The sequence below is a fragment of the Arcicella gelida genome (genome assembly GCF_034931025.1).
GTDB lineage: Bacteria > Bacteroidota > Bacteroidia > Cytophagales > Spirosomataceae > Arcicella > Arcicella gelida.
Window position 1 is genome coordinate 114,394 of sequence record NZ_JAYGIL010000014.1, and the last position, 26,275, is coordinate 140,668.

Below are 26,275 nucleotides of genomic sequence, written 5' to 3' on the forward strand. Positions count from 1 at the left end.
TAAAAGTCAAAATTATAGAGGATATTATGGATACTTTTATCTCAGCAATCATAATTTTGGTGCTATTGTTCTAATTTTGGGAAATGAACAGTTCAATACAAAAAATGATTTATTTTAGATTAAATATTATATAATTAATACTCAAGATTAATGTCCCCAATCAAGCGATTTACAATTTTTATTCTTTTTATTTTCCTATACTTTGGCTTGTACTCTTCAGTTCTTGCCCAAATTCCTAATTTAAAATTCAAACATATCACCAATGAACAGGGACTTTCTAACAGTACTATCGAAAGTATTTATCAGGATAGCCGTGGCTTTATTTGGTTTGGTACAAGAGATGGATTGAACCGTTACGATGGCAATGAAATTGTGGTTTTCAAGAATGACCCTAACGACGAAAAGAGTATCAGTGATAATTATATTACTTATATTCAGGAAGACAAAAACAAAGCGTTGTGGGTAGGAACGATTAACGGATTGAACCGCTTTGATGAACGAAAAAATACTTTTATTCGATTCAAACACGAAGCTAAAAACCCGAAAAGTATCAGTGATAATTATATTACTGGTATTAAAAATGATAGCAAAAATAGGCTTTGGATTTGTACTCGTGAAGGACTTAATCTTTTAGAATCATCTGAAAATACTTTTACTACATTTCAGCAAAAACCAAATACAGATAATACGCTTGCCAACAATCATGTCAATTGTTTTTTTGAAGATAGCAACCATAATTTTTGGGTAGGAACAGAAAGTGGTATTCAACTTTTTGAAGTATCAACACGTACTTTTAAAGATGTGGAAGTATTAAAAAATCTTCCTTTTTCGCTGAAAGGCTATGCCGTGAATTGCATCAATGAAGACAAACAAGGCAATCTCTTAATCGGAACAAACGGAAACGGATTAATCATTTATAATCATCAACTTAACACGATAAAACAATATAGTCATCAAGAAACAGTAGCGAAATCGCTAGGCAATAATTTAGTAAAAGCCATTTTAGTGGATGATAAAAAGAATATTTGGGTAGGTTGTATTAATGGCGGTCTTAATCTTTTCGACCCAGTTTCTGGAAGTTTTTTCAATTATCAGTATCGTCCTGAAGAACCCAAAAGTCTTTCACAAAGAACCGTTTCTGCTTTGTTTGAAGATAATCAAGGAAATCTTTGGGTAGGAACGCACCGTGGCGGAATCAATTTATACATGCCACAAACAGAAAAATTTACTTTATTTCGACAAGAACCCACTTTAAATAGTCTTAGCTATAACGATGTAAAAGCTTTTTGTGAAGACAGTTTCGGCAATATTTGGATTGGCACAGATGGCGGCGGTTTGAATTTATTCAACCGAAAAAACCATTCCTTCAAACATTTTAAATACAGCCCTTTCCATAAAAATACGATTGGTTCAAACGAAGTTTTAGATATTTACGAAGACAAAAAAGGAAATTTGTGGGTGGCTACTTGGGGCGGTGGGTTGAGTCTGTACAATCGTTCAAACAATACTTTTACTCGTTTCCTGAATAATTCTGCTGATAAAAATAGCGTCAGTTCCAACTACATTCAGAAAGTATTTGAAGATAGCAAACAGAATCTTTGGGTGGCTACTTATTTTGGAGGCTTGAATCTTTTGAATGCTGAAACAAAGCAATTTACTCGTATTATTTACGGCAAAAATAATCGTTCACAATTATTGGGAAATAATATCATTTCCATCAATGAAGACAAAAAAGGAAATATTTGGATTGGCACAGACGACGGCGGTTTGAATCGTTATAATACTGCTACGCAAACTTTTACGCATTACTTCAATAACGACAGTAAAAAGCCTGATTTACGAGTCATTTTTATCGACAAAAAAGGCAGAGTTTGGATTGGGCAAAAAGGACTTTATTTGTTCAATGAACAAGAAAATACTTTCAAAATTTTTAATCAAAAGGCAAATCTTGACACGGAATTTATCAAAGGAATCGTAGAAGATTCCGAAGGGAATTTCTGGATTGCTACTTCAAATGGTATTACCAAACTAAATCCTGAAACGAAAAGTGTAAAAAAATATAATACAGTTGATGGCTTACAAGGACTTGAATTTGAGGCAAATGCCTTTTTAATGACCAAAGATGGACAAGTATTTTTTGGAGGTGTAAATGGGTTTAATACTTTTTATCCGCAAAAAATTACGACCAATACTTTTGTTCCTCCTGTTTATATTACTGATTTTCAGATTTTTAATAAAAAAGTAAGCCTCGGAGAAGATTCTCCTTTGAATGAAGACATTAGTTTTTCCAACTCTATCGACCTTTCTTACAAGCAATCTACTTTCTCTTTTGGTTTTGCAGCGTTGAATTATACGGCTTCAGAAAACAACCAATATGCCTATAAATTAGAAAATTGGGATAAAGATTGGGTTTATGTAAGTAAGGAAAAAAAGGCTTCTTATACGAATGTGAGTCCTGGCAATTATACTTTTTTAGTAAAAGCAACCAATAATGATGGCGTTTGGAATGAAAATGCCTATTCTGTTGAAGTCAACATTACGCCACCATTTTGGGCAACTTGGTGGTTTCGGGCTTTAACGGTTATAGCTATTATAAGTGGCATTGTAGCTTTTTACAATTTTAAAAGAAGATTAGAAATTCAGCAATTAGAAGAACAGAAAAAAGAAGAAATTCATCAAGAGCAATTGCAGTTTTTTACCAACATTTCACATGAATTTCGCACGCCGTTATCGCTAATTTTAGGCCCTTTAGAAAAACTAAAAAAAGAATTTCCTAATTCGCCCGCACATCCTTACTATGATTTGATGTACCGAAACGCCAACCGTTTGATAAGTCTTATCAACGAATTGATGGATTTTAGAAAAGTAGAATCTGGCGTGTTGAAACTGAATGTGATGCAAGGAAATATCAATACTTTCTTGAAAGAAATTTCGGATGAATTCACAGATTTAGCAGAAGCAAAGAATATTACTTTTGAAGTACTACTTCAAAATAATCAATTGACAGAAACTTGGTTCGACAGACAGATTTTAGAAAAAATCATCATCAATTTATTGAGTAATGCTTTCAAGTACATTGATAATGGTAAGCACGTCACTTTACAAGTACTGGATTCGCTCGAAAATTACAAAGCCCAATTTAGCAATGAATTAAAGATTTTGAATGACTATAAAAGCGATAATTATTTGTACATCAGAGTTGCCGATGATGGCATCGGAATTTCTAAAGAGTCAATTAGTAATTTATTTGAGCGATATTACAAAACTACCGAAACACATTTGGGTTCGGGCATTGGTTTGGCATTTGTAAAAAGCCTTACCAATCTTCACAAAGGGAGTATTTGGGTTTACAGCGAAAAAGATAAAGGGACAGAAATCATCATTGGCATTCCTTGTAAAAAAGAAGATTATGTCGAAAAAGAATTATGGATTAAAAACAAAGAAGTATTGGTGAAGCTTGAAAGTATTTCTACCAAATATGATGCTACTTTGAATCTTGGCGAAGAAGTTCTAGTAAAAACTAAAACAAAAGTGTCAGAAGAATTAGCCAAGCCGACCATTTTATTGGTAGATGATAATGATGAATTAAGAATCTTTTTAAAAGAAACATTGAGTAAAAACTATAAAATTGTAGAAACTATTAATGGACAATTGGGTTATGACATCGCCAAAGAAACTTTCCCAGATTTGATTATTAGTGATGTGATGATGCCTGTAATGAATGGAAACGTTTTTTGTAAAAAAGTAAAAGAAGACGATGAAATCAGTCATATTCCATTTTTAATGCTGACGGCAAAAGATGCGACTGAATCCAAAATTGAAGGTGTGGAATCTGGAGCAGATTTTTACTTTTCAAAACCAATCAGCATAGAATTATTGGAATTGACGATTAAAAATATCTTTATTCAAAAGCAAAAACTGAAAGAAAAGTACGGAAACGATCAGTTGACAGAAGTAGTTGAATTGGCTCATTCACAAAAAGATAAAGCTTTTTTGATGGAATTGATTGGCATGATTGAAGCTCATTTAAGTAATCCAGAAATGAATATTGATTATATCTGTTCGCAAATGGGGATGAGCCGCACAAAATTATATACCAAAGTAAAGGAATTGACAGGGCAAGCCATCGGTGATTTTATACGAACCATTCGTTTGAAAAAAGCCGTTCAATTAATGACGCAAGAAAATATGGCTATTGCTGAAGTAATGTTTAATGTCGGAATCCAAACGCAATCGTACTTTACGAAGGCTTTTAAAAATGAATTTGGTAAAACGCCTATGCAGTTTTTGAAGGATTTGAAGAAGTGATTTGTATGTAAAACGATTGGATTATCGCCCTATTCTTTTGTTAGGAAATTCAATCGTTTTATAAATTTCCAGTCCAACACCTGCTTTTTCTGCAAGGGCTATAGGTTAATTGCATCAAATATCGAGTTGAGTTAACATTGAGATTAAAAATTCATCATTTTTAGCTGCTTTCTTTTTAAACTCATTTTTGTTGGTTCTCGTTGCAGTAAAGCAAGAGCAGTTTTTCTTATTGTAGAAAGATTTCTTGGGGCATTATCCTTTCGACAGTTACATCCATCTTCGTCAAAGGTAATATCTAAGTGCCAATGTTGATGGTAAATCCTCCAGAGCCGCTTGTGCTACTTGGTTGGAGCCGTATAGATGTTCTTCATGTCTTGACTAAAGTCCTTTCGGTCTTTGTAAGATACATATTTACAGGCATTTTGATTTGGGTTTTCCTAGATTCTGTTTTAATCGTCTTGCTGGTGTAACCATCACGGGCGTTAGTATGGGAACGTTTCTGATGCTTATCATAGCCCAAACTAAACTTACACAACTAAAGGGAGAGTGTCAATAATAAATTCATCACATGTAGAATCTACTTTATTTCCATTTGTAAGTAAGAAACAAGTGGGTTTGTAAAAAATTTAAGCGACAGCCCGTCAAAACTAAAGAGAGTCAACCACCGACTTTCCTGAAAGCTTTGACAAAGCTGTCGCTTAAATATTAATATTATATCCTAAAAATTAACGCTAATAATTCTTTAGGAAATATCTTATCAGCAATCCCTATTATGCTACAGCACGATATTTGATTGAATAAGGAATGTTATTAGCTGCACTAAACACAGCTCCTAACATTTCAGAAGGCGAAAATGGTTTGCTAAAATCTTCATCAATGGCATCATAAACAATTCTTCCTTGTTGACTAATTACGTAAGTGGCAGGTACTGGTACATCTTCTGAAATACCTGCAATTCTGTCCCAAACGGCATATTCTTGTGAATACACACCAAATTGTTTTGCAATTTGATTATTCGAATCGGCTACCACATTAAATGGAATATTGAAATAAGCCACTAATTCTTTCGTCTCTTCTAATGAAGCCTGAACAATCACTAATAAATTACCTCCAAGTGCTAAAATTTCTTGATAAGAAGCTTTTAAAGTATTCAAATGCTTTAAGCCATATTCATTCCAACCACCTGATAAAAAGCTAATCGTTAGTGGCTTATTTTGTTGAATTTGTTGGAAACTAAGTCTTTGAGTATTGGCTTGTTCAGAAAGATTTTGCCAAAAGCCATTAGCTTTAGAGATAGACAATGAAGGTAAACGTGAACCTATTTTTAAAGGTGATAATTTGGCTGTATTGCCTTTGAATATATTTACGGGAAATGTAGTGTCCCAAGTGATTGTGCTTAATTGACCGTTTGCTTGCATTTTAATATTATTTTTCTGGTAATGAGCCTTGCTTTAATTTTTGGTAGGACAAAATTATAACAAAAAATATTATATCCTATAGATTTAATAGATTATTTAGAAAAATACTTATAAGTGACTGTAAATCTACTTATTACGATATAATTTAATAAAGGCTTCCATTTCTTTTATCGAAAAAATGCTTTCAAAATCATCATCAACAAAACTATAAATAATGAGAAGATTACCAACGATGATAAAAGTAGCGGGTAAAGGTACTTCCTTTGATATACCAGTAATTCGATGCCAAATGGGATAATCTTTGGAAAAAACACCTAATTCTTCTGCAATGGCATTTTCTTGATCATGACAAATATTAAAAGTCAATTTATACTTACTCACTAAAATATCTAAATCATCAGGAGCTACATCTGTTAAAAGTAAAATTTCAGCTCCAACATTTTTCAAACGTTTATGTGCTTTTTGAAGTAATTCTAAATGAATTTCAGCATAGTTATTCCATGATGGTGAAAAAAAACTTAATACCAAAGGACGAAAAAGTATTAATTCACTCAAGGTAAAATTAGGGAGATAATCGATATTTTTAGGCAAGTTTGCCCATCGTCCATTAGCTCTAATAATATTAAAATTAGGTACAAAATTACTCGCCTGAAGTGCTCTTGGGCGGTTTTTATCTATAATTTCTTGCATGTTGATGAGAATAAAATTATAATGCAGTGTTAAAAATTGAATTGATGATACCTTTACCAACTTTCCAATCAGCTAGATTTGAATTAGCATTGATATGCCCTAAAGCACCAATATTCACAAATTGACTCCCCCAATCTTCTGCCCAATGTTTTGCTCTTTCAATGGTTGCGTATTCATCATTTGTACTTGCAATCAACACCGTTTGATAAGGAAGTAATCCTGTTGGAATGGGCGAAAAACCTAAAATTTCTTTTGGGAAACCTGTACTTTCAGCATCGGCTGGAGCGACGAATATAATACCCGCTATATTAGTGGAAGTATATTTTTTTGCCCAATGAACCACCGCCAAACAACCTAAACTATGTGCTATTAATAAAGTTGGCGTACTTAATTGACTAATAGATTCGTTCAATGTTTCAACCCATTTTTCGACTTCTGGTGCATTCCAATCCTCTTGCTCTACTCTACTAAATATTTCAGGATTCTCTCGTTCCCAAATTGTTTGCCAGTGGTTTGGTCCTGAACTCCCTAAACCAGGTATTGTTAAAAATTGTGTCATCATGATTTTCTTAAAACGCTAGTAAATATACGTCTTCTGGGATTGATGTTTTTGTTGTATAGACTACAAAATCTATAGACAAAGATTATTAATCAAGTTTGTATTTGCAAATTTTATTTAAAATTTATCCTCAAAAACAGTCATTTCTCTTTTAGAGAAAAATCTTGTGGGTTCTATTAAAATAACCATTCTGTAAATTTTCATAGAGTGTTTATTATTTTTTCAACAAGTCGAAGAGTATAAAATGTATAAATCGTGTTTTACTTACACAATTTATTACAAAAGATTTAAATAAAATTCCTCCAAAATTTATTTTTATGAAAAGAAGAGATTTAATCAAAACAATGTTGGCAACAGTTCCTGCTTTACATCTGACTCAAGCATTTGCACAAAATAGTTTTACTGGCTTTGCTGGTGATGGACTTGAACCTATGGCAAAAGGTCCTTTTAATCCTGATTGGGAATCTTTGAAGCAATATCAAACTCCTGATTGGTTCAGAGATGCTAAATTTGGTATCTGGGCACATTGGGGACCACAATGTCAACCAGAATTTGGTGACTGGTATGCCAGAGAAATGTATTATGAAGGAAGTAGCACCTATAAATTTCATGTAGAAAAGTACGGACATCCCTCAAAATTTGGTTTCAAAGACGTTATCAACGAATGGAAAGCTGATAAATTCAATCCTGATCAATTATTGGAATTGTACAAGCGTGCTGGTGCAAAGTACTTTATGGCTTTGGCAAATCACCACGATAATTTTGATAATTATAACAGCAAATATCAGCCTTGGAATTCGGTAAATCTTGGTCCAAAAAAAGATTTAATTGGCGCTTGGGCTAAAGCTACCAAAAAACAAGGATTACGTTTTGGGGTTAGCGTTCATGCAGCACATGCGTGGTCTTGGTTAGAGGGAAGCCAGCATTCAGATAAAACAGGTGCTTTAGCAGGCGTTCCTTATGATGGAAAATTGACGAAAAAAGATGGTAAAGGAACATTCTGGGAAGGCTATGACCCACAAGATTTATATGCCCAAAATCATGTTCCGAGTGAAGGAAGTGAAAATATCAATGGAATTCACAAACAATGGAATTGGGGAAATGGCGTAACGCCACCAAGTGAAAAATACTGTAATACTTTCTATAACCGCACAGTCGATTTAGTGAATAAATACGACCCAGATTTGGTATATTTTGATGATACCGCTTTGCCATTGTGGCCTGCAAGTAATGTAGGTTTGCGTTTTGCAGCACATTATTATAATCAAAACATCAAAAAACATGGTAAATTAGAAGCCGTTATCAACGGTAAAATCTTGGATAATGAACAACGTAAAACCATGGTTTGGGATATTGAAAGAGGACAAAGTAACTCTATCGAACCACTACCTTGGCAAACGGATACTTGTATTGGTAGTTGGCATTATGACCGACGTATTTATGAACAAAAACGTTATAAAAGTGCCAAAACAGTGATTCATACTTTAATTGATGTTGTCAGTAAAAATGGAAATTTGATGTTAAGCGTACCATTGAGAGGTGATGGTTCTATTGATTCAGAAGAACAAAAAGTGGTGGAAGGTATTGCAGATTGGATGGCAATTAACAGTGAATGTATTTTTGCGACAAGACCTTGGAAAGTATTTGGAGAAGGTCCAGCCATGGAAAAAGCTGCTCCACTTTCAGCACAAGGTTTTAACGAAGGAAAAGGTTTACCTTTTACTATCCATGATATTCGTTTTACCACAAAGGGAGACGTACTCTATGCGATTCCGCTCGGAAAACCAGTAGAAAGTAAATTATTAATAAAAAGTTTGGCTTCAGGAAATGCTCTTTATCCCAAAGAAATCGCTAAAGTGGTTTTAGTAGGAAAAGGAAGTGCCTTGAATTTCACTAGAACTTCAGAAGGTTTATTGGTTGATTTACCAGAAAATGTTAAAGAAGAATTTGCTTTTGCATTGAAAGTATTGCCTGTATAATTAAAAGTATAACATCGGATAATTTGTATGAATTTTGTGCAAATTATCCGATGTTGTGCACATATTTCGTGCAAAAATTCTTACCCTTACAAAATTTATTCATTTACAAATCTTTCAAGGCTTCATAAACTTTACTGAATTTCCTATAATTTTCTTGATAAACCACTTCATATTTTGGATTTGGGATAAAAACCTTTTCTTCAATATCAAGACAATTCGTATTAATACCAAAAGCTTCTAATCCTATCATTACTGCCCCCCAACATGAACCTTCGATGGTCTGAGCCACGACGACTTTCATCTGAAAAATATCTGCCGCAATTTGCAACCAAACATCACTTTTGGCAAAGCCCCCGCTTGCCATAATGGTAATATTCTTTCTTTGTTTTTTATCAGGTAAAAGAATTTCTGTAATACTTAACAATCCAAACAAAATGCCTTCAAGCGTTGCTCTGATAAAATGTCCTTTTGTATGATTTATCGTAATACCTAATAAAGTTCCTTGAGCAGAAGCATCCCAAATGGGTGCTCTTTCTCCCAATAAATACGGTACAAAAATCAAACCATTTGACCCCGCCTCTATACTTTCAGCTTGTTCAAATAACGATTCAAAAGTTTCGTCACTTTCTAAAATGGCTTCTTTTAACCATTGCAAAATTACTGCTCCATTGTTCACCGCACCCAGCACTAAGTACTGATTATCAATCAGATGATAACATTGCGTTCGCATTTTATCATCAATAAATGGTTTATCAATTGGTAATCTTACTGCTCCACTTGTACCAATGGTTAAAGACATTCTGCCTTTTTGCATTGCCCCAGTTCCCAAATTTGCTAAAGCACCATCGCCGCCACCTATCACTAAAGTACGATTTTCAGCCTTTGTTTTAGCTTGATGCTGTGGACTTACAATTTGGGAAAGTTTACTTTCATCAATGCCTAAATGTGCTAAAATATCTTTGTTCCAAGTAAGCGTTTTAATATCCATTAAGCCCGTACCCGAAGCCATCGACGAATCAACTACATATTCGCCCGTTAAATAATGCCAAACATATTCTTTGATGCTGATGAATTTATAGGTTTTTGCAAAAATCTCAGGTTCATTTTCTCGTAGCCAAAGTATTTTGGTCATCGGACAAAAAGTATGAATTGGGATTCCTGTTTTTTGGTAGAAATACTTGCCTGTGATACTTTCTTTTAATTTCGTCGCTTCATTACTTGCACGATTATCTGCCCAAAGTATTACATCAGTAAGTGGATTCCCTCGTTCATCAACTGCAATAAGGCTTTGCATGGCTGAACTAAAACTGATAAAAAAGGGATTCGCATTTTCGGTAATTTTTCCAATACATTCCAAAACCGCCTCCAAAATTTCAGCAGGTTTCTGGATACTCCAATCAGGTTCGGGATGATACATTTCATATTCTTTAGAATACTGTTGTATCATTTTCCCTTCATTTGTAAAAACAATCGCTTTTGTGGCAGTTGTTCCAATATCTATTCCTATATAAAAATGGTTCATGTATGTTTAATCGGTGAATTATCAAAGCAAAAGGATGAATTATTTCTTCTCGACAGCATGTCCACCGAACTCATTTCTGAGTGCCGCCACTACTTTTCCAGAAAAAGTATCTTCCATTTGCGAACGATAACGCATCATCACCGAAAGGGCGATTACAGGCGTTGGTACTCCTAAATCTAAAGCCGTTTCTAAAGTCCATTTCCCTTCTCCCGAAGAGTGCATAATGCCTTTGATGCCATCTAATTTAGCATCTTTAGAGAATGCTTTTTCTGTTAATTCCATCAACCAACCACGCACAACAGAACCATGATTGAACATTTTCGCCGTTTTCTGGAAATCAATATCAAATTCAGAATGTTCAAAAACTTCAAAACCTTCGGCGATGGCTTGCATCATTCCGTACTCAATTCCGTTATGAACCATTTTTGTAAAATGTCCACTACCAGCTGCACCAGTGTGTAAATATCCGTTTTCTACCGAAATATCTTTGAATACATTTTCTACATAAGCAAATACTTCATCGTCACCACCAATCATTGTACAAGCACCATTCAACGCACCAGAAGTTCCGCCAGAAGTTCCGCAATCTAAGAAATCTATGCCTTTACTTTTTAGATAAGTATAGCGTTTTTTTGATTCTTTAAAATTTGAATTTCCACCATCAATAATAATGTCAGAAGGATTCAAAAAAGGTAAGAGTTTTTCAATTACTTGGTCAACAATTTCACCTGCTGGTACCATCAACCAAATTACTTTTCTTCCTGTTAATTTTTGGGTTAAAGCGTCGATTGTATTAGCAGGTTCAATTCCTTCTTCGGCAATTTTTTGAACGAATTCAGCATTGACATCATTGGCAATTACTTCATAGCCATTTCTTTGTAGGTTAAGTGCTAGGTTGAAACCCATTTTGCCTAAGCCTATAATTCCGATTTGCATAATGTTAAAATTTACTGTGTGGATAAATATTATTAAAATGGTATTTTAAAAAGCTAAAATAGAAAAATTAAGACAATTTGATGAATTATTCTCTCCTGAATATTTCAAAGATAAAATAAAGACTCCATGTTTTCATGGAGTCTTATATGCTTTATTACTAGATAATGAGCAAATAGGTTAAGAGGACGGATTGTATATAAAATTGAGTTTTGATTGAAAAAACATTCCCAGAATGTAAGTCTTGCTGAATAAGTAATTTTTATATACTTTATGACAGCTCTGATTCACCAATTATTCTCATCTTTCTATGCGAATAGGTTCGCTATTTTTGACTTACAAATAATTATACCACAAAGATTCAATCTTATTATATCAAGTTCTTTCATATTCTTTCGGTGGTGATTTTTGTAATAGTAATAAAAACTATGGTTAAAATCAGTAAAAATCCAATTCTTAGAAATTATGAGGATTTGATAAAGTACTCTTTTTTGATTGTTTTATTTTATTGGATAATAGTTTAATGATTGATACAACTATTTGTCCCACCAAACTTTTGTATCCAAATCATCTGCTCCTTGTCGAGCTACTGCTGCATCTAAATTGGCTTTATTCACCGAAATTTCATCTACTGGATACGATAAACGATTGATAAAATTTCCTTTGATTTCTTTTCCAGGATAAGGATTCGCTGCCAATGCAGGAAAACCACTTCTACGAAAATTGGCAAATGCCTCAGGGTTATTCATGAACGAAGCTACCCAATATTGTGTATTGATTTGTTCTAAAGCCTTTGCTGCATTAAATGGATTGGCTGTAAAATAAGCTTCAATATTGGCATCCGACACACTTGAATTAGCGTCATATTCTGTAAATTGCTGAATATGACCTTTTACGCCTGCTTTGTAATAATCAGCTGTACTTCCGCTAATCCAACCTCTTTGAGCAGCCTCTGATAATAAAAGTTGTGTTTGTCCGAAAGTAACGAAGAAACAAGGAGCATCAAATCTTCCAATTTTAGTTCTATCTACTTGCGAATACATTTCTATAGCTCCCGGATAGTTAGGCGTATTAGCAATACTACTTTGGTCGTAGCCAGCAGGGATTCCAATCTGAGCGGCAGGGTCTTTTGTAAAATTGCTTGGATCTTGAAGTTTAGTATTATATTTCAAAGCGATTATACCTAAACGTGGATCATTGGTACTTTTCAAGAAATTAACAAAAGCTCCATGCAAATAAAAATTGGCTCTTTCGCTACCATTCAATTGCGAGCCAATTTCATTGGTATAAGCTGCCGAATGACGTAAGATACAATTATCCGCATTCGACTGCATCACTCCGCCCGCAAAAGCTTTTTTCACATAATTCTGTGCTGTGTTTGCATCTACTTCTGTTAAACGCATGGCTGCACGCAACAATAAAGAATAACCCAAACGCTTCCATTTTGTAACATCGCCTGCATAAATAATATCACTTACTTCTTTGGTTTTGTTAACATCCAATGCAGCAGAAGCTTCATCCAATTCTTTTAAAATATCTGTATAAATCGCTTGCTGAGCATCATATTTTGGGAACATCGTACCTTGCAAATAACCTAAACCAGCTTCAGTATAAGGAACATCGCCATAACTATCTGTCAAAATCATAAAAGTGTAAGCTTTCCAGATTCTTGCCATATTGTATAAATTACTACGTGTGGCATCGCCTTTGGTTTTTGCAATCACATCTACCAAATGTTTATTTACTTCTCTGTAATATCTTTGCCAGTTTACACCAGTAACAGAAGTATTATTTTGATTGACGTTTCCACCAGCATTTACGCCTAAGTATGGGCTTACAATTTGTTGAACGATAGCCGCTTCGTAAATGACAGATTGCCAAGTAAATGACGTTCTGAGCGTAGCATTGTTCAGTTCATAAACAGGATTAAGTGCCGTTGGATTTACTTTGTTGGTATTTAACTCGTCGAAGCCTTTATCGCAACTACCTAAAAAGCTAGAAGCGAACATTAAGCTGATATATAAAGTTATTTTTTTCATTTTTTGATTGTTAAAATTTTAACATATTGATTTTATCAATGATTGATAAAGGCAAAGCTAAAAAGCCTAAAGCTTACCGCTTACCGCCTATGGCTTTTTAGAATTTAACATTCAAATTAAAGCCTATACTTCTACTGGTTGGTAAACCTGTTGATTCTAAACCGACAAGGTTATCCGACGAAAAGCCAAATTGTTCTGGGTCGAGGTTAGGAACCCATTTTTTAATCATCAACACATTGTTGGCTACTGCATTCAATTTGATTCCTTTGATAAACCAGTTTTTAGGTAATTTTTTCGTAAAATCATAACCAATGGTAATTTGACGTAATTTCCAGAAACCTGAATCATACACAAATTCTTCTGCAATATTGTTCGCACGAATGGTTTCGTAGAATGATTGTAAAGGCGTTTTTACTGCATTAGGTTCACCTTTGCTATTTACGCCATCGCCAATTACATAGTTTTGTTCACGACCCACCAAAGTACCTTTGTGTAAACCTTCACGCCAAGCGTTGTAGTTTGTTCCAGAAATCATTTTTCCGCCTAATTTGAAATCAATTAAGAATGATAAAAGGATGTCTTTGTAACGGAAATTATTGGTAATTCCCCCAACCCATTTTGGTAAAGCACTTCCAAAATTCACTAAATCGTTTGTTCTTTCTGGACGACCGCTTTGGTCATTGAAAATTTTACGTCCTTGTGCATCACGCTTATAAGCAAAACCATATAATTGCCCAAGTGGCAAGCCAACTACCTGACGTAAAACTCCCGTGTAAATACCAGTTCCAACAGTGATATTACTTTGATTTCCAGCCAGTTCTAATACTTGTGAAGTATTGTACGAACCATTAATATTTACATCCCAAGAGAATTTATTGCTTTTTACTGGAGAGAAAGTAAGCATGGCTTCAATCCCTTCGTTTTGGCTTTTTCCGCTGTTCAACAAAGTAGTTTGGTAACCAGAAGCATCAGATACTTGTGCTGAAAGGATTTGATCTGAAGTGATTTTCTTATAATAAGATAAATCTAAACCTACTTTATTCTGGAACAATTTCAATTCTAATCCAAATTCAGTTTCTTTCACACGCATCGGGCGAAGGGCTGTATTCGGAACAGTCGTTGTGTTGATTGAACCAATTGGTTGGTTTTGTAAAAGGTTACTTCCAACTGTATAAAATAAGTTATTCGCATAAGGTTGAACATCGGTATCACTACCTACTTCTGCATAAGCTGCTCTTAATTTACCAAAAGAAAGCCAATCAGGGGTATTCTCGAAAGCTTGAGTAAACACAAAACTTCCTGTTACTGATGGATATTGAACCGCACGAGAACCTGGTGCCAAAGTAGAGAACCAATCGTTACGACTTGTTACGTTTACGAATAAAAAGTTTTTATATGAAACTTCTGCTGCTCCGTATAATGAATTTACTTGGCGTTCGCTTAATCCATACAATGGGTCTTTTAACTGTCCGTTCATTACGGTATAAAGCCCACGAACTACAAAGTTTTGAACATAAACGCTGTTATAATCGCTACGACGATACATTTGGTTTCCACCCAACGTTAAATCGAAACTGAAATCTCCGACAGTTTTCTTAGCCCCAATCAAGAAATCGGCATTGGTTTCACGGAAACGACGAGTTTCTTGTGTGTATTGACCATTCACAAAACCCGCAGGTGCTACGCCTAATGAAGCTTCACCCGTTGGGAAGTTATAGTCTTGGTCACGTGAGTAATAATCTTGTCCGATTCTTCCTTGGAAATACAACCAATCCGTAAGATTATAACGTAAAGTAATATTACCTAAAATTCTATCACGACGAATATTTTCAAAACGTTCATAAACAGAGTAGTATGGATTTGTACGGTTTCTAAAACGTGACCATACATATTCATCGCCATTAGCATCCAAACGTTTTGATTCTAATAAATCAAAAGGCATTGAGTTCGACATCGTGTAAAGTACCGTTGGCGTACTTAAATCTTGTTGTCCGATTTGTGGTGGGTTACGATTGTATTCGTTTGAGTAATTAATGTTACCCATCAAAACCAACTTAGGATTTAAGTTATAATTAAAGCCTAAATTGATAGTCTTCTTATTATAGTCTGAATTTGGAACAATACTTGTATTACTTAAATTAGAAAGCGACAAATTAAAACCACCTTTTTCAGAACCAGATGAAAGTGAAACAGTGTTTGTCCATGAAGTACCAGTACGGTAAAACTTGTTAATTCTATTATAAACAGGTTCATAAGGTACTTCAATGCCATCAAACAAAATCTGTTTCATGCCGGGCTGAAATTTTTCACCAAAACTCCAAACACCCGTTTGTGGATTAGGAGTAGTAGGTCGAACACCATTTTCTCCCTGACCGTACTCGTATTGAAAGTCCGTGAAATCCAATGGTGTATCGACGGTATAATTGCTGTTGTACTCAATACCTATTCCTTTACCTGTTCCTTTTGTTTTGGTCGTAATCATCACCACGCCGTCTTTTGCACGAGAACCATACAAAGCTGCTGCTGTTGCACCTTTTAAAACAGTCATCGTTTCGATGTCGTCGGGGTTGATACTTGTCAAACCATCGCCACCGTCAGAGTTATTAAAACTTCTGTTTGCCAAAGAACCATCGCTATTTCCATTTGGGTTTGCACCAAAATTGGTATTATCCATCGGCACACCGTTCACAACAATCAATGGATTGTTTTGTCCGTTGAAAGAAGATTGCCCACGAATACGAATTTTACTTGTTCCCGCTGGACCAGTTCCTAAAGAAGTAATATTTACACCCGCCATTTTGCCTTGTAAACCATTCATAAAATTTACTTGGCGGTTGGTTGTAATTTGTTCCGCATTTACGCTGGCAGTTGCGTAGCCCAATTTTTTGGCTTCTTTCTTAATCCCTAAAGCGGTAACTACCACTTCTTCAAGATTTTTAGTTTCTTCTACCAAGGATACATTGATAATTGTTTTGCCACCAACCACAATTTCTTGCGTTACATAACCGATAGAAGTGAAAATTAAAGTAGCGTTGCTCGGAATCGAAACTTTATAATTTCCTAAGGCATCAGTTGTAGTTCCTTGATTACTTCCTTTTATTTGTACAGAAACTCCCGGAACGGCGCCCTTACTTTTGTCGGTAACAGTTCCCTTCACCACTAAATCCTGTGCAATTGAAGTAAGAGAAGAAAACATCAAAGCCAAATACAAAATGGTTTTTGTAAAACTTTGGGGTTCAAAAAGACAGATTCGTCTAAGTTTTTTCATAGTTGAGTACGTTTTGGGATGAGGGTTGAGTTAAATCTAAATTGTGTTTTTGATTGTCCTCTGTTTGAGATGATGCAAAATTTCATCCTTATTTCAAGAAAAACTTTCATTTTTTTACAGCGGTGATTTTTGTAATATTTTTATAAATTATTGACCTAATTTTACTGGAAATCCATCAAGAAAATTTGTTAATCATTCCATAAACCTGATGAGTCAATTTATACTGTACCAAGGAAAGGCGAAGGAATTATCGCATTTCCCGTACATTATTGAGTTTGCCAATTATAAAATCCAGAATATTCAACTCAATTCCCAAGAAATAAAAGCAAGTGAAGGCATAAGAATTTGCTTGATTGTAGATGGGAAATTTGATTGGAATATTGATGGACAACCTTTTTTACTTTATCCAAACGATGTTTCGCTTACTTGTCCGTGGCAGACAATCGGGAGCAGTAAAGGAGCTTACGACATCGGAGCATTGATGTGGATTACCATAAAACCGCTTCACTTTGAAGCCAATGGAGAATTGGTTTTGGGTGAATGGAGTAGTATTTCTGAAACTGACCAAAGAGTAATCGGTACAATTCTTTCGTTGAATAAAAAACCTGTTCTTACTCGTTTAAAAGCTTGTCAACAAATTTTCCAAAATATTGAAGTAGAATTATTCTCCAAAGAATTGGGCTACAAAACCCGTGTAAACCATTTAATTGATGAATTATTGATTACTGCGGTGCGACATTTGAGCAAACAGGATAACCTCAGGCGAGATTTTCCGCAAACTTTTTTGAAATTGGAGCAAACTCTTCGTGAAAATTTATCACATCCTTGGTCGGTCGAAGAAATGGCTGGTTTAGTTGGGTTGGGAACAACTGCCTTTAGTGAAAAAGTAAAAGCGTTTTCGGGCTTTTCGCCTTTGAATTATCTTATCAACATCAGGATTTCAGAAGCCATTAAATTATTAGGCAGAAAAGATTTAAGTTTGACGGATATTGCTTTGGAAACAGGTTTTTATTCCTCTCAGCATTTTTCGTCAACCTTTAAAAAACTGACTGGCTACACGCCTCGGGAGTTTAGGAAAAACAAGTAAAAAAGATATGAATTATGAGATATAAATTATGAATTAGCTTTTGAAAAGAATAGTTTTTAACGGATTTCATGGCTTTTATACCTGTATTAGGCAAAAAAAGTCTCTCAAATAATTCATAATTTATAACTCATATTTACCTTATAAATAACTATGGATTGCATCATTACCATCGACATTAATACTTCTGCTGTTAAAATTCATGCTTTTGATATGAATGGGCGAATGCTTTGCTGGAAAAAAGGTTCGTACCCAACCTTTCATCCACAGCCGAATTACAGTGAACAAGACCCTGAACAGATTTTTATTACTACGCTTTATATCCTTAAAAATTTATTGAACGAGTACGTTCATCCTAAAAAATATAAAGTAACCGCAATCTGTTTCAGTTCGTCGATGCACAGTGTTTTGGCAGTTGATAAAAATGGTACTCCTCTTGGAAACGCTATTATTTGGGCAGATAATCGTGGCGTAAAAGAATCTGAAGTCTTAAAAAAACATCCTCAAGGCGAAAGTATTTTCAACACAACGGGTACTCCGATACACCCAATGTCGCCGATTGTGAAAATTACTTGGATAAAAAATCACGATAAAACTCGTTTTGATCAAACACATAAATTTATCTCTTTAAAAGAGTATATCATTAAACAACTTACTGGCGAATATGTGGTTGACCACAGCATTGCATCATCTACAGGGCTTTTTGATATACATAATCTTAAATGGAATCAAGATTCACTAGATTTTGCAGGAATCACCGCCGACCGACTTTCTGAACCACTTTCTGTTTTCAATACAAATCTATTCTTGAAAAAAGAGTATTGTTTTACATTGGGTTTACCCGCTAAAACTACTTTAATTATAGGTGCAAGCGATGGTTGTTTGGCAACTTTGGGTGCTGGAATTGTTGGTTCGGGCAGAGCCACCATCACCATTGGTTCAAGTGGTGCTGTTCGTGTGGCTGGAAAAGGAGTATTGAAAGATGAAAAAAATCGCTTTTTTAATTATCTCTTAGCTGAAGGCTATTATGTTTCGGGTGGACCAACCAACAATGGCGGTGTTGTTTTTGAATGGTTTGCACGCCAATTTGGTGATTTTTCAGAAGATTTAGATTTTGAAGATGTCGTTAATGATTTATTTAAAGAAGCGGCTCAAGTAAAAGCTGGAGCTGACGGTTTATTGTTTCTACCTTATTTACTTGGCGAGAGAGCGCCACTTTGGAATGCTAATGCACGTGGAATGTACTTTGGGTTAAACATCAGTCACGAACGGAAACATTTTGTACGTGCCACGCTTGAAGGAATTCTTTTCGAAATGTATAGCATCGGTAAAACGCTTGAAACGCACAGAAGTTTTGATAGTATTTATATCAATGGTGCTTATGCGTCTTTGCCTTTGTGGACACAAATTTTGACTGATATGTACGGAAAAACTATTCACGTCAACGACCATCATGATAGCGTAGCTTTAGGAACAGCTTTATTGGGACTTACTCAATTAGGTGTTTATAGTAATTTGGAAGCGGCAGCTTCTACCGTAAAATCTGTGGAGACTTATCAACCCAATCCTAAAAATCACGAAATTTATATGAAGTACTTCGAGATTTTTGAACGATTAAGCCATAACTTAAAAAATGAATTTGAGCAGATTGTTGCCTTGCAACAAGGGCTTTAATCAGGTTGCTCTCTTTACAACATTGTTATAAAGAGAGCTGTTTAACTTTATTCAGCTTTTGTCAGATAGTTATTAGAAACCAAATCTGCTAAAAAAGCACCGTAAGAAAGCGTACTAATTTTTGAGCCATTAGATTTAAAATGTCTATTGGCAAAACTAACCATAAACTCCAATGTTGTTTGATTGGCTGGAAATTGTAATCCATTACGAAAAGCAACAATAATATCGGGGAAAGTCTCTCCTTCAAGTACTTCTCCATTTTGCGTTAAATACTTCATCATAGCTAGTTTTAATTATGTTTTAGATATTGTAGGACAAACATAAGCTTCTAAAAGCAAGTTTCAAAGCCAAAAAGGTGCAAGATACTGCTATCCTACACCTTTTATGGAAGAAATTTAAACGCATCGAAAAATGCTACTCTAAAATTTTGATTTTAATATCTTTAAAATAAGCTACACTTTTAGGGTCATGTCCCTGTAAAGCAATTGTTCCTGAACTAAGTTTTTTCAAACCACGGTCTGCTGGAAGTGTATCTGGTTCAGTATAATCAACCGCTACTTTATCGTTGATTTTGATGATAATTCTTTTGTCTTTCACAATGATATGATACTCGTACCACTCATTATCTTTCGCCAAATTTTCTTTCACGTCGTTGATACCATATAAACTTCCTGTTTTACGCCAGTCGCCATGCGTTTGGTTTACTTGTACTTCATAACCTTTTTCGGGCCAGCCAGAAGCTTGGTAAGCTGTATGAATAAAAATGCCAGAGTTTGAACCCGGCAACGTTTTCGCCTTTAATTTTAACTCAAAATTTTTGAAGTCATGGTTTCCAACAGTTCCTTCATAAAATAAATGAGTACGTTCGCCTGCTACTTTTATCGTTCCATCTTCGATAGAAAACGTACTAGGGTTTTCTTCATTTACTTTCCAACCAGCAAAGGTTTTTCCATCAAAAAGCGAAAACCAACCTTTTTCTTTTTTCTGTGAAAAAGTAGTTTGGATTGACACTAACAAAGCTAGCAATAATGATATTTTTTTCATGTTTGAATGATTTGAATTCCTCAGGGAGGAATGTTTGTTTTACTTTTTTGCTAAAGTACGAATACATTTTGGCTATCAACGTTGAAAATCGCTGTATATGTTTCTGTAGGGTAATTACTTCTGATAAATATTTGAAAAAAAATCTGTCTCATCTCAAACCTAATAAGTACTAATAATTATATATTTTCTTGAGTCTGTTAAACTTACCTAGTCGATGATAAAATCTTGCAGGAATAAGGCAAAAAAATACTTAATATTTTAGGTATTTTAAGGTAGAAATGACGCTCCGTGGCTTACATTTGAGGAATAATTTTATACCCTCAGCTCATGGATAATGTAGAAATACTCTCTCGGATTCAGTTCGCTTTTACCATTGCTTTTCATTATATCTATCCGCCATTAAGTATTGGTCTTGCCTTGGTGATGGTCTGCATGGAAGGACTCTATTTGAAAACAGGCGACAAAGTTTATGAACAATTAACCCGTTTTTGGATTAAGATTTTCGCTTTGATTTTTGGTATTGGTGTCGCCACGGGTATCGTAATGGAATTTGAATTTGGTACAAACTGGGCTTCATACTCTCGTTATGTTGGTGATATTTTTGGCTCGGCTTTAGCGGCAGAAGGTATTTTTGCTTTCGCTTTAGAATCTGGCTTTTTAGGAATTTTGATTTTCGGTTGGAATAGAGTAAGTCCGAAAGTTCACTTTTTTGCAACCATCATGGTTACATTGGGTTCAATGTTTTCAGCGGTTTGGATTGTAGTCGCTAACTCTTGGCAACAAACGCCAGCGGGTTATCACATCGTTGGCGAAGGCTTGAAAGCAAGGGCTGAAATCACAGATTTTTGGGCAATGGTTTTCAATCCTTCTTCTGTTGACAGATTATCACACGTTTGGATTGGTTCGTTTTTGGCAGGCTCTTTCTTGGTCTTGAGTGTTCATGCTTATTATTTATACAAAGAACGTCACGTAGCACTTTCTCGCAAAGCTTTTAAAATCGCCTTGACGGTTGCAACTATTTCAGCCTTAGCCCAATTATTTACAGGACATCATTCGGCTGATGGCGTAGCCAAAAATCAACCTGCTAAATTAGCGGCTTTTGAAGGACATTACGATAGTTCAGCCGTGGCAGATATGTATTTAATGGGTTTTGTAGATACAAAAAAAGAAGAAGTAATAGGCTTGAAAATTCCGAAAGGCTTAACTTTTTTATTACATCAAGATTTTACTACTCCTGTAAAAGGACTCCGAGCCTTTCCAAAAGAAGACCGTCCAACGGCAGTAAATTTTGTTTTTCAGACCTATCATTTAATGGTTGCCATTGGCATGGCATTGATTGGGCTTACTTTATTGGCAGTGTATTTTTTATACAAAGGTTCGCTGTTTGAACAAAAATGGTTATTACGGATTTTTTCTTTTTCTGTACTCTTGCCCCAAATTGCCAATCAATTAGGCTGGTACTCTGCCGAAGTAGGGCGACAACCTTGGGTGGTTTATGGTTTGTTGAGAACTTCCGATGCACTTTCTAAATCTGTAAAGGCAAATCAAGTTTGGTTTTCACTCATTATGTTTACTGTCATTTATGTTTTACTCTTCATTTTGTTTATTTACTTACTCAATAAAAAGATAAAACATGGTCCAAGTGACCATCATGAAAAAGATGAAATTATAGATTCTTCAAAACGTAATAATCCAATTTTAGACTAAAACCCCTAAAGGCTATTGAATTGCTTTAGGCTTTATGCAAGCACAAGCTATTTCCATAATATAAGCCTATTCATTTTTTGCTTATTGCCTATAGCCTAAAGCAGGCAAAATTAATTATTCACGATTACTTTCAATGTAAACATAAAAGCTTATGGCTACTTTTTTAGGAATAGATTTACCGACTTGGTGGTTTGCCGTTATCGGAGCAGTTTTTACTGGCTATGCCATTTTAGATGGTTTTGATTTAGGAGCTGGTGCTATTCATTTACTTTTCAAAAAAGAAGAAAGCAGAAGAATCGCCCTCAATGCAATTGGTCCTGTTTGGGATGGCAACGAAGTATGGTTGGTAATTGGTGGGGGAGCATTGTTTGCTGGTTTTCCAGAAGTGTATGCAACGTTATTGTCTGCTTTTTATATTCCCTTTATGTTGTTTTTGATGGTATTGATTTTGCGAGCCATTGCCATTGAGTTTAGAAGTAAAGAAACCATGCTTTGGTGGCGACAACTATGGGATATTGTTTATTCGATTTCAAGTATGATGATTGCGTTTCTATTAGGTGTTGTATTAGGAAACCTGATTCAAGGCATTCCGATTGATGAGGATTTTGAATATCAAGGCGATTTTGTACAATTATTAAATCCCTATGCCTTGCTGACGGGTTTAACTACTTTAGCTTCTTGTACAATGCACGGTTCTATTTACTTGGTGATGAAAACCGAAAAGAGACTTTACACCAAATTATCAATCATGGTAAGTGATACCAGTCGCTTTTTTGTGGTTTGTTATATCTTACAAACTATGGTAACATTGGTGTATTTTCCTAGTATGTCAGCTACATTCAAAGCACATCCTACCCTTTTTGCTGTGCCTTTGATTACAGTTTTGATTATCATTAACACCAGAATATTATTAGAAAAAGGCAAATATATGTTGGCGTTTATGTCTTCTGCTTTTACGATGGCATCGCTTTTGGTCACGGTAGCGATGAATCTTTTTCCAAAAATTATTCACTCGACCATCAATCCAGCTTATTCTATTACGATTTATAATGGTGCTTCTTCCGAAAAATCTTTGTCGATTATTTTACTCTTTGCCGTAGTAGGCGTACCGATAGTAGCCACTTATACTTTCTTTGTTTTCTGGACTTTTAAAGGAAAAGTGAAATTGGATGAAAATTCATATTAGCATTGAGTAAGTTGTGGATGGGGGAATTTTATAAAAAATCAAGAAGACAAATATAAATTTTTAATGTAGTGGCAAACCCTTGCGGTTGCCGTTCCATAGGCAAACAGAAACAGCAACCGCAAGGGTTGCCGCTACAAGTTTTGAATATTTCAATCTTATTATAATTGAAAGAAAATCTACATAGAAATTAAAGTATTGGCAGAAATACCTAAGTTTTTGTGTAAATTCCTAATCATTTTAAGGCTTAACTGTCTTTTTCCGTTCAATACTTCTGATACTCTATTTTCTCCGCCAAAATATTTTGCTACATCTTTTTGATTCAAATCTAATTCTAACATTCTGTATTTGATTACCTCAATAGGATTTGGTTTGGGAATTGGAAAATGTTTCTTTTCATATTCACTTGCCAAAATAGTAATAGCTTCTAATATTTTTTCTTCCTCAGAACCTTCAGGACATTCTAACAATACCTCAATCAACTCATTTGCTTCCGCAAATTCTTGTTCATTGGTAATTGGCTTGATTTGAATTTTAGTTTCCATTCGTCTAAATGTTTGAAATGTCTTTTATTTTGTCATATTCTTTATGAGTACCTAAAAATCTAACTAAACAGAAAAGAATTTATACCTAACATAAGCAACTAATCTGTATTATATTTAGGGCGATATTAAAAACAATTCTTCCGTTTCCTACAATATCTGCTCCTTTAAAATCTTCAATAATTTGATTGGGGTTTTCGTAGGTGTTTTCTTCCATCTTCTCATACCAAATTTCCAGATAAGTTCTTGCATCAGGGTATTTGTCCCAAAACTCTTTTAGTGTTTTATGTAAATAAATACTCATTAGTAGAAATATAATCAAAATAGTTCCACAATTTGGGAAGTGTTATTTTAAAAAGCTAATTGAAACAAATTGTTGTTCAGAAAAGATGATATTTGCCATAAACTTTAGCGGTAAACCACCTCGCTCCGCTCAAACAGTAGGAATTCATTGCCCATCAATCATAAAAAAGCGGTCGAAATTAGTTTTTAGACCGCTTTTTTATGATTTTAAAATTCGAGATGACTCATGTTGTCTTTGATTTTTAACGAATCGTCATTTTGTGTTCAAATGGTGTGATGCCCGTTAAGTACACAAACATTCCATCCATTTTTAAACTACCAAAATGCGAGCTGTACATTTCGCCTTCTAAGCCTTTAATTTTTGAATGCTTTTTGATTCCACTATCAAAATAAATACTGTCTTTTCCGAAATCATAGCTTGCAGTTTCGCCTTCAAAAAAGTAATTATTCGGTGAACTTTCAATTTCTTTTACACCAGACAATTTTCCACCTTCTTTGAAACATAATTCAATCGTTACCGATACGCCTTCGCTTCCTTTTGAAGTAAACATTAATTCATGAACGCCATTTTTTTCTTCAATGCTGATAGTTGTATCAATGGTTTTAATATTGCTTTGTGGGCGGTGAGCAAAATCCATTTTATTCCAAAATCTACCATCGGTACTTGGTGCATGTTTATAATCACCATTTGCCTTTTTGAATTGCTTTGGTAAAGGCTGATAATAAGGTGCTTCGATACTTTGATGCAAAATATACTTGCCATCTTTATAAGTAATTCCATTACTTCTGAAATAACCCGTACTAAAAAAATCCGTTGAAAAACGCATATATTTTAAAATAGCTTCTCCTTTTCTAAAGGTAAATAAATTAGGACTGGTTGATCTTCCAGAAGCAATTACTAAGGGAAAATCTGCTCCGCCAAAAATTGTACTTGTCGTATCATTTCGGCGAATTCTTACCAAATTGGTTGTTTTAAAGAATTTCTCAAAATGTACTGATGGATTTTGAACAGCAGGAAGTGGCTTTAAATACAGCGGTTCTTCCAAGAAAAAAGGCAGTAAATCGACCATAATTTTTTCATCAAACCCTTTAACATTTTCGATAAACTTGGTAATCGCAGCATACTCAGCATTATTATCGTGAATCGCCAAATAGCGATAATCGTGATAAAAAGGCAAGGCATTTATCGTCATAAATTGGTCTTGTCGCCTTGAATCCGTCGTCACCAAATCGCCATTCGGTTCCATGTAGAAATAAGTTAAATTAAGGTTTTTACGCACTGGTTCCAATAATTTCGGACGTTTCAATAAACGAGCAATCGTAATCAGGCACCTATCTGTTACTTCCGAATAAATCATACTTCTTTCCAAGAAATGCCCGTCGCTATCAATATAAATATTTTCAGAAAGCCATTCATCAATACGAGCCACATAGGCTTTATTAGGAAACAAAGCATTAATTTGTGCCAAAGCAGCCGACACCACCCAACGGTGGTTTGGTGTATGAATTCCACCTACCCTCAAAGATTCTCCCGCTTTTAAAATAAACTCTTTCAACAAAGAAAGTAATGGCGTTAAAACAGGCGAAGCATTATGTTTTAATAATGTGGTTGCAACACAAAGAGGGTCTAAAATAAACGCTGTATCAGGAGGAGACGCTAGATTTCCCAAATTAAGAGTACCATCTTCTTGTTGTGCTTTTTTGAGGAAACGGATAATTTTTGTCATTGCTCCAACCAACTCCTCTTTTTGATAATAATCTGATTTTGCTTCGCAATAGGCAGCAGCTAAATTGGCTAAATCAAAGCCTAAACGCCTTTTAATTTCTGTAATATCTGTTGAAAATACTGTTAATAATCTCGCAACTTCTTTATTATTGGCTTGAACAATTTGTTGATAAAAATTTTCTTCAGAAGCATTTATATATTGAGCATGGCTAATCATTGGCGATAAAAGTGCCAAAGTTCCCAAGCCAAAGCATTGTTGTAAAAAGGATTTTCTTGTAATATTTCCCATTGTTATG

The 26,275-nt window shown here is 34.8% G+C and carries 18 protein-coding genes and 1 pseudogene; 6 read left to right on the forward strand and 13 right to left on the reverse strand.

Going from position 1 to position 26,275, the window contains the following annotated elements; translation table 11 throughout:
* The first annotated feature begins 150 nt into the window (after window positions 1–150).
* A complete protein-coding gene (locus tag VB776_RS13030) occupies window positions 151–4,308 on the forward strand; it encodes a hybrid sensor histidine kinase/response regulator transcription factor (protein ID WP_323330322.1) in 4,158 nt (1,385 codons plus the stop codon).
* Between the two features lie 291 nt (window positions 4,309–4,599).
* On the opposite strand, the pseudogene VB776_RS24630 reads toward VB776_RS13030, so the two are convergent.
* The 4 genes and pseudogenes from VB776_RS24630 to VB776_RS13045 form a co-directional block, all read right to left on the reverse strand.
* Window positions 4,600–4,733 (reverse strand): annotated as a pseudogene (locus tag VB776_RS24630) (IS256 family transposase); the annotation flags it as partial.
* A gap of 345 nt (window positions 4,734–5,078) precedes the next feature.
* Window positions 5,079–5,726: a redoxin domain-containing protein gene (locus VB776_RS13035; protein ID WP_323330323.1), complete on the reverse strand. Its 648-nt coding sequence runs from the start codon at window positions 5,724–5,726 to the stop codon at window positions 5,079–5,081.
* A gap of 126 nt (window positions 5,727–5,852) precedes the next feature.
* On the reverse strand, window positions 5,853–6,416 hold the full coding sequence (locus tag VB776_RS13040) for a redoxin domain-containing protein (RefSeq protein ID WP_323330324.1): 564 nt from the start codon (window positions 6,414–6,416) through the stop codon (window positions 5,853–5,855).
* A gap of 16 nt (window positions 6,417–6,432) precedes the next feature.
* A complete protein-coding gene (locus tag VB776_RS13045; RefSeq protein WP_323330325.1) occupies window positions 6,433–6,975 on the reverse strand; it encodes an RBBP9/YdeN family alpha/beta hydrolase in 543 nt (180 codons plus the stop codon).
* A 317-nt stretch (window positions 6,976–7,292) separates the two neighbouring features.
* On the opposite strand from VB776_RS13045, the gene VB776_RS13050 reads away from it, so the two are divergent.
* A complete protein-coding gene (locus VB776_RS13050; protein ID WP_323330326.1) occupies window positions 7,293–8,954 on the forward strand; it encodes an alpha-L-fucosidase in 1,662 nt (553 codons plus the stop codon).
* A 103-nt stretch (window positions 8,955–9,057) separates the two neighbouring features.
* Here the strand turns inward: VB776_RS13050 and VB776_RS13055 are convergent, their stop codons facing one another.
* The 4 genes from VB776_RS13055 to VB776_RS13070 form a co-directional block, all read right to left on the reverse strand.
* Entirely contained in the window at window positions 9,058–10,476 is a 1,419-nt protein-coding gene (locus VB776_RS13055) for a gluconokinase (protein ID WP_323330328.1), read from the reverse strand.
* 39 nt (window positions 10,477–10,515) lie between these two features.
* Window positions 10,516–11,412, reverse strand: coding sequence for a phosphogluconate dehydrogenase (NAD(+)-dependent, decarboxylating) (gene gnd, locus VB776_RS13060; RefSeq protein WP_323330329.1), 897 nt, complete (start codon window positions 11,410–11,412; stop codon window positions 10,516–10,518).
* 533 nt (window positions 11,413–11,945) lie between these two features.
* The gene (locus VB776_RS13065) at window positions 11,946–13,448 is read right to left on the reverse strand and encodes a SusD/RagB family nutrient-binding outer membrane lipoprotein (protein ID WP_323330331.1); all 1,503 of its coding nucleotides are present in this window, start codon (window positions 13,446–13,448) and stop codon (window positions 11,946–11,948) included.
* A 97-nt stretch (window positions 13,449–13,545) separates the two neighbouring features.
* A complete protein-coding gene (locus VB776_RS13070) occupies window positions 13,546–16,716 on the reverse strand; it encodes a SusC/RagA family TonB-linked outer membrane protein (RefSeq protein WP_407653825.1) in 3,171 nt (1,056 codons plus the stop codon).
* 208 nt (window positions 16,717–16,924) lie between these two features.
* Between VB776_RS13070 and VB776_RS13075 the strand changes: the two genes are divergently transcribed.
* Window positions 16,925–17,803: a helix-turn-helix domain-containing protein gene (locus VB776_RS13075; protein WP_323330333.1), complete on the forward strand. Its 879-nt coding sequence runs from the start codon at window positions 16,925–16,927 to the stop codon at window positions 17,801–17,803.
* 150 nt (window positions 17,804–17,953) lie between these two features.
* A complete protein-coding gene (locus VB776_RS13080) occupies window positions 17,954–19,474 on the forward strand; it encodes a gluconokinase (RefSeq protein WP_323330335.1) in 1,521 nt (506 codons plus the stop codon).
* Between the two features lie 47 nt (window positions 19,475–19,521).
* Here the strand turns inward: VB776_RS13080 and VB776_RS13085 are convergent, their stop codons facing one another.
* Both VB776_RS13085 and VB776_RS13090 read right to left on the reverse strand, forming a co-directional pair.
* Entirely contained in the window at window positions 19,522–19,755 is a 234-nt protein-coding gene (locus tag VB776_RS13085; protein ID WP_323330337.1) for a hypothetical protein, read from the reverse strand.
* 133 nt (window positions 19,756–19,888) lie between these two features.
* Window positions 19,889–20,518 (reverse strand): 3-keto-disaccharide hydrolase, encoded by a 630-nt coding sequence (locus VB776_RS13090; RefSeq protein ID WP_323330339.1) that lies wholly within the window; start codon window positions 20,516–20,518, stop codon window positions 19,889–19,891.
* 327 nt (window positions 20,519–20,845) lie between these two features.
* Here VB776_RS13090 and VB776_RS13095 point away from each other — a divergent pair, with 327 nt between their 5' ends.
* Both VB776_RS13095 and cydB read left to right on the forward strand, forming a co-directional pair.
* A complete protein-coding gene (locus tag VB776_RS13095; RefSeq protein WP_323330341.1) occupies window positions 20,846–22,225 on the forward strand; it encodes a cytochrome ubiquinol oxidase subunit I in 1,380 nt (459 codons plus the stop codon).
* Window positions 22,226–22,376: 151 nt separating this feature from the next.
* Complete coding sequence (cydB, locus tag VB776_RS13100) at window positions 22,377–23,411, forward strand: cytochrome d ubiquinol oxidase subunit II (protein WP_323330343.1); 1,035 nt, start codon at window positions 22,377–22,379, stop codon at window positions 23,409–23,411.
* 176 nt (window positions 23,412–23,587) lie between these two features.
* Here cydB and VB776_RS13105 read toward each other — a convergent pair whose 3' ends face one another.
* The 3 genes from VB776_RS13105 to VB776_RS13115 all read right to left on the reverse strand — a co-directional run bounded on the left by VB776_RS13105 (window position 23,588) and on the right by VB776_RS13115 (window position 26,268).
* The gene (locus VB776_RS13105) at window positions 23,588–23,953 is read right to left on the reverse strand and encodes a helix-turn-helix domain-containing protein (RefSeq protein ID WP_323330345.1); all 366 of its coding nucleotides are present in this window, start codon (window positions 23,951–23,953) and stop codon (window positions 23,588–23,590) included.
* An 85-nt stretch (window positions 23,954–24,038) separates the two neighbouring features.
* A complete protein-coding gene (locus tag VB776_RS13110; protein ID WP_323330347.1) occupies window positions 24,039–24,254 on the reverse strand; it encodes a type II toxin-antitoxin system HigB family toxin in 216 nt (71 codons plus the stop codon).
* 241 nt (window positions 24,255–24,495) lie between these two features.
* Complete coding sequence (locus VB776_RS13115) at window positions 24,496–26,268, reverse strand: hypothetical protein (protein ID WP_323330349.1); 1,773 nt, start codon at window positions 26,266–26,268, stop codon at window positions 24,496–24,498.
* Window positions 26,269–26,275: the final 7 nt, after the last annotated feature.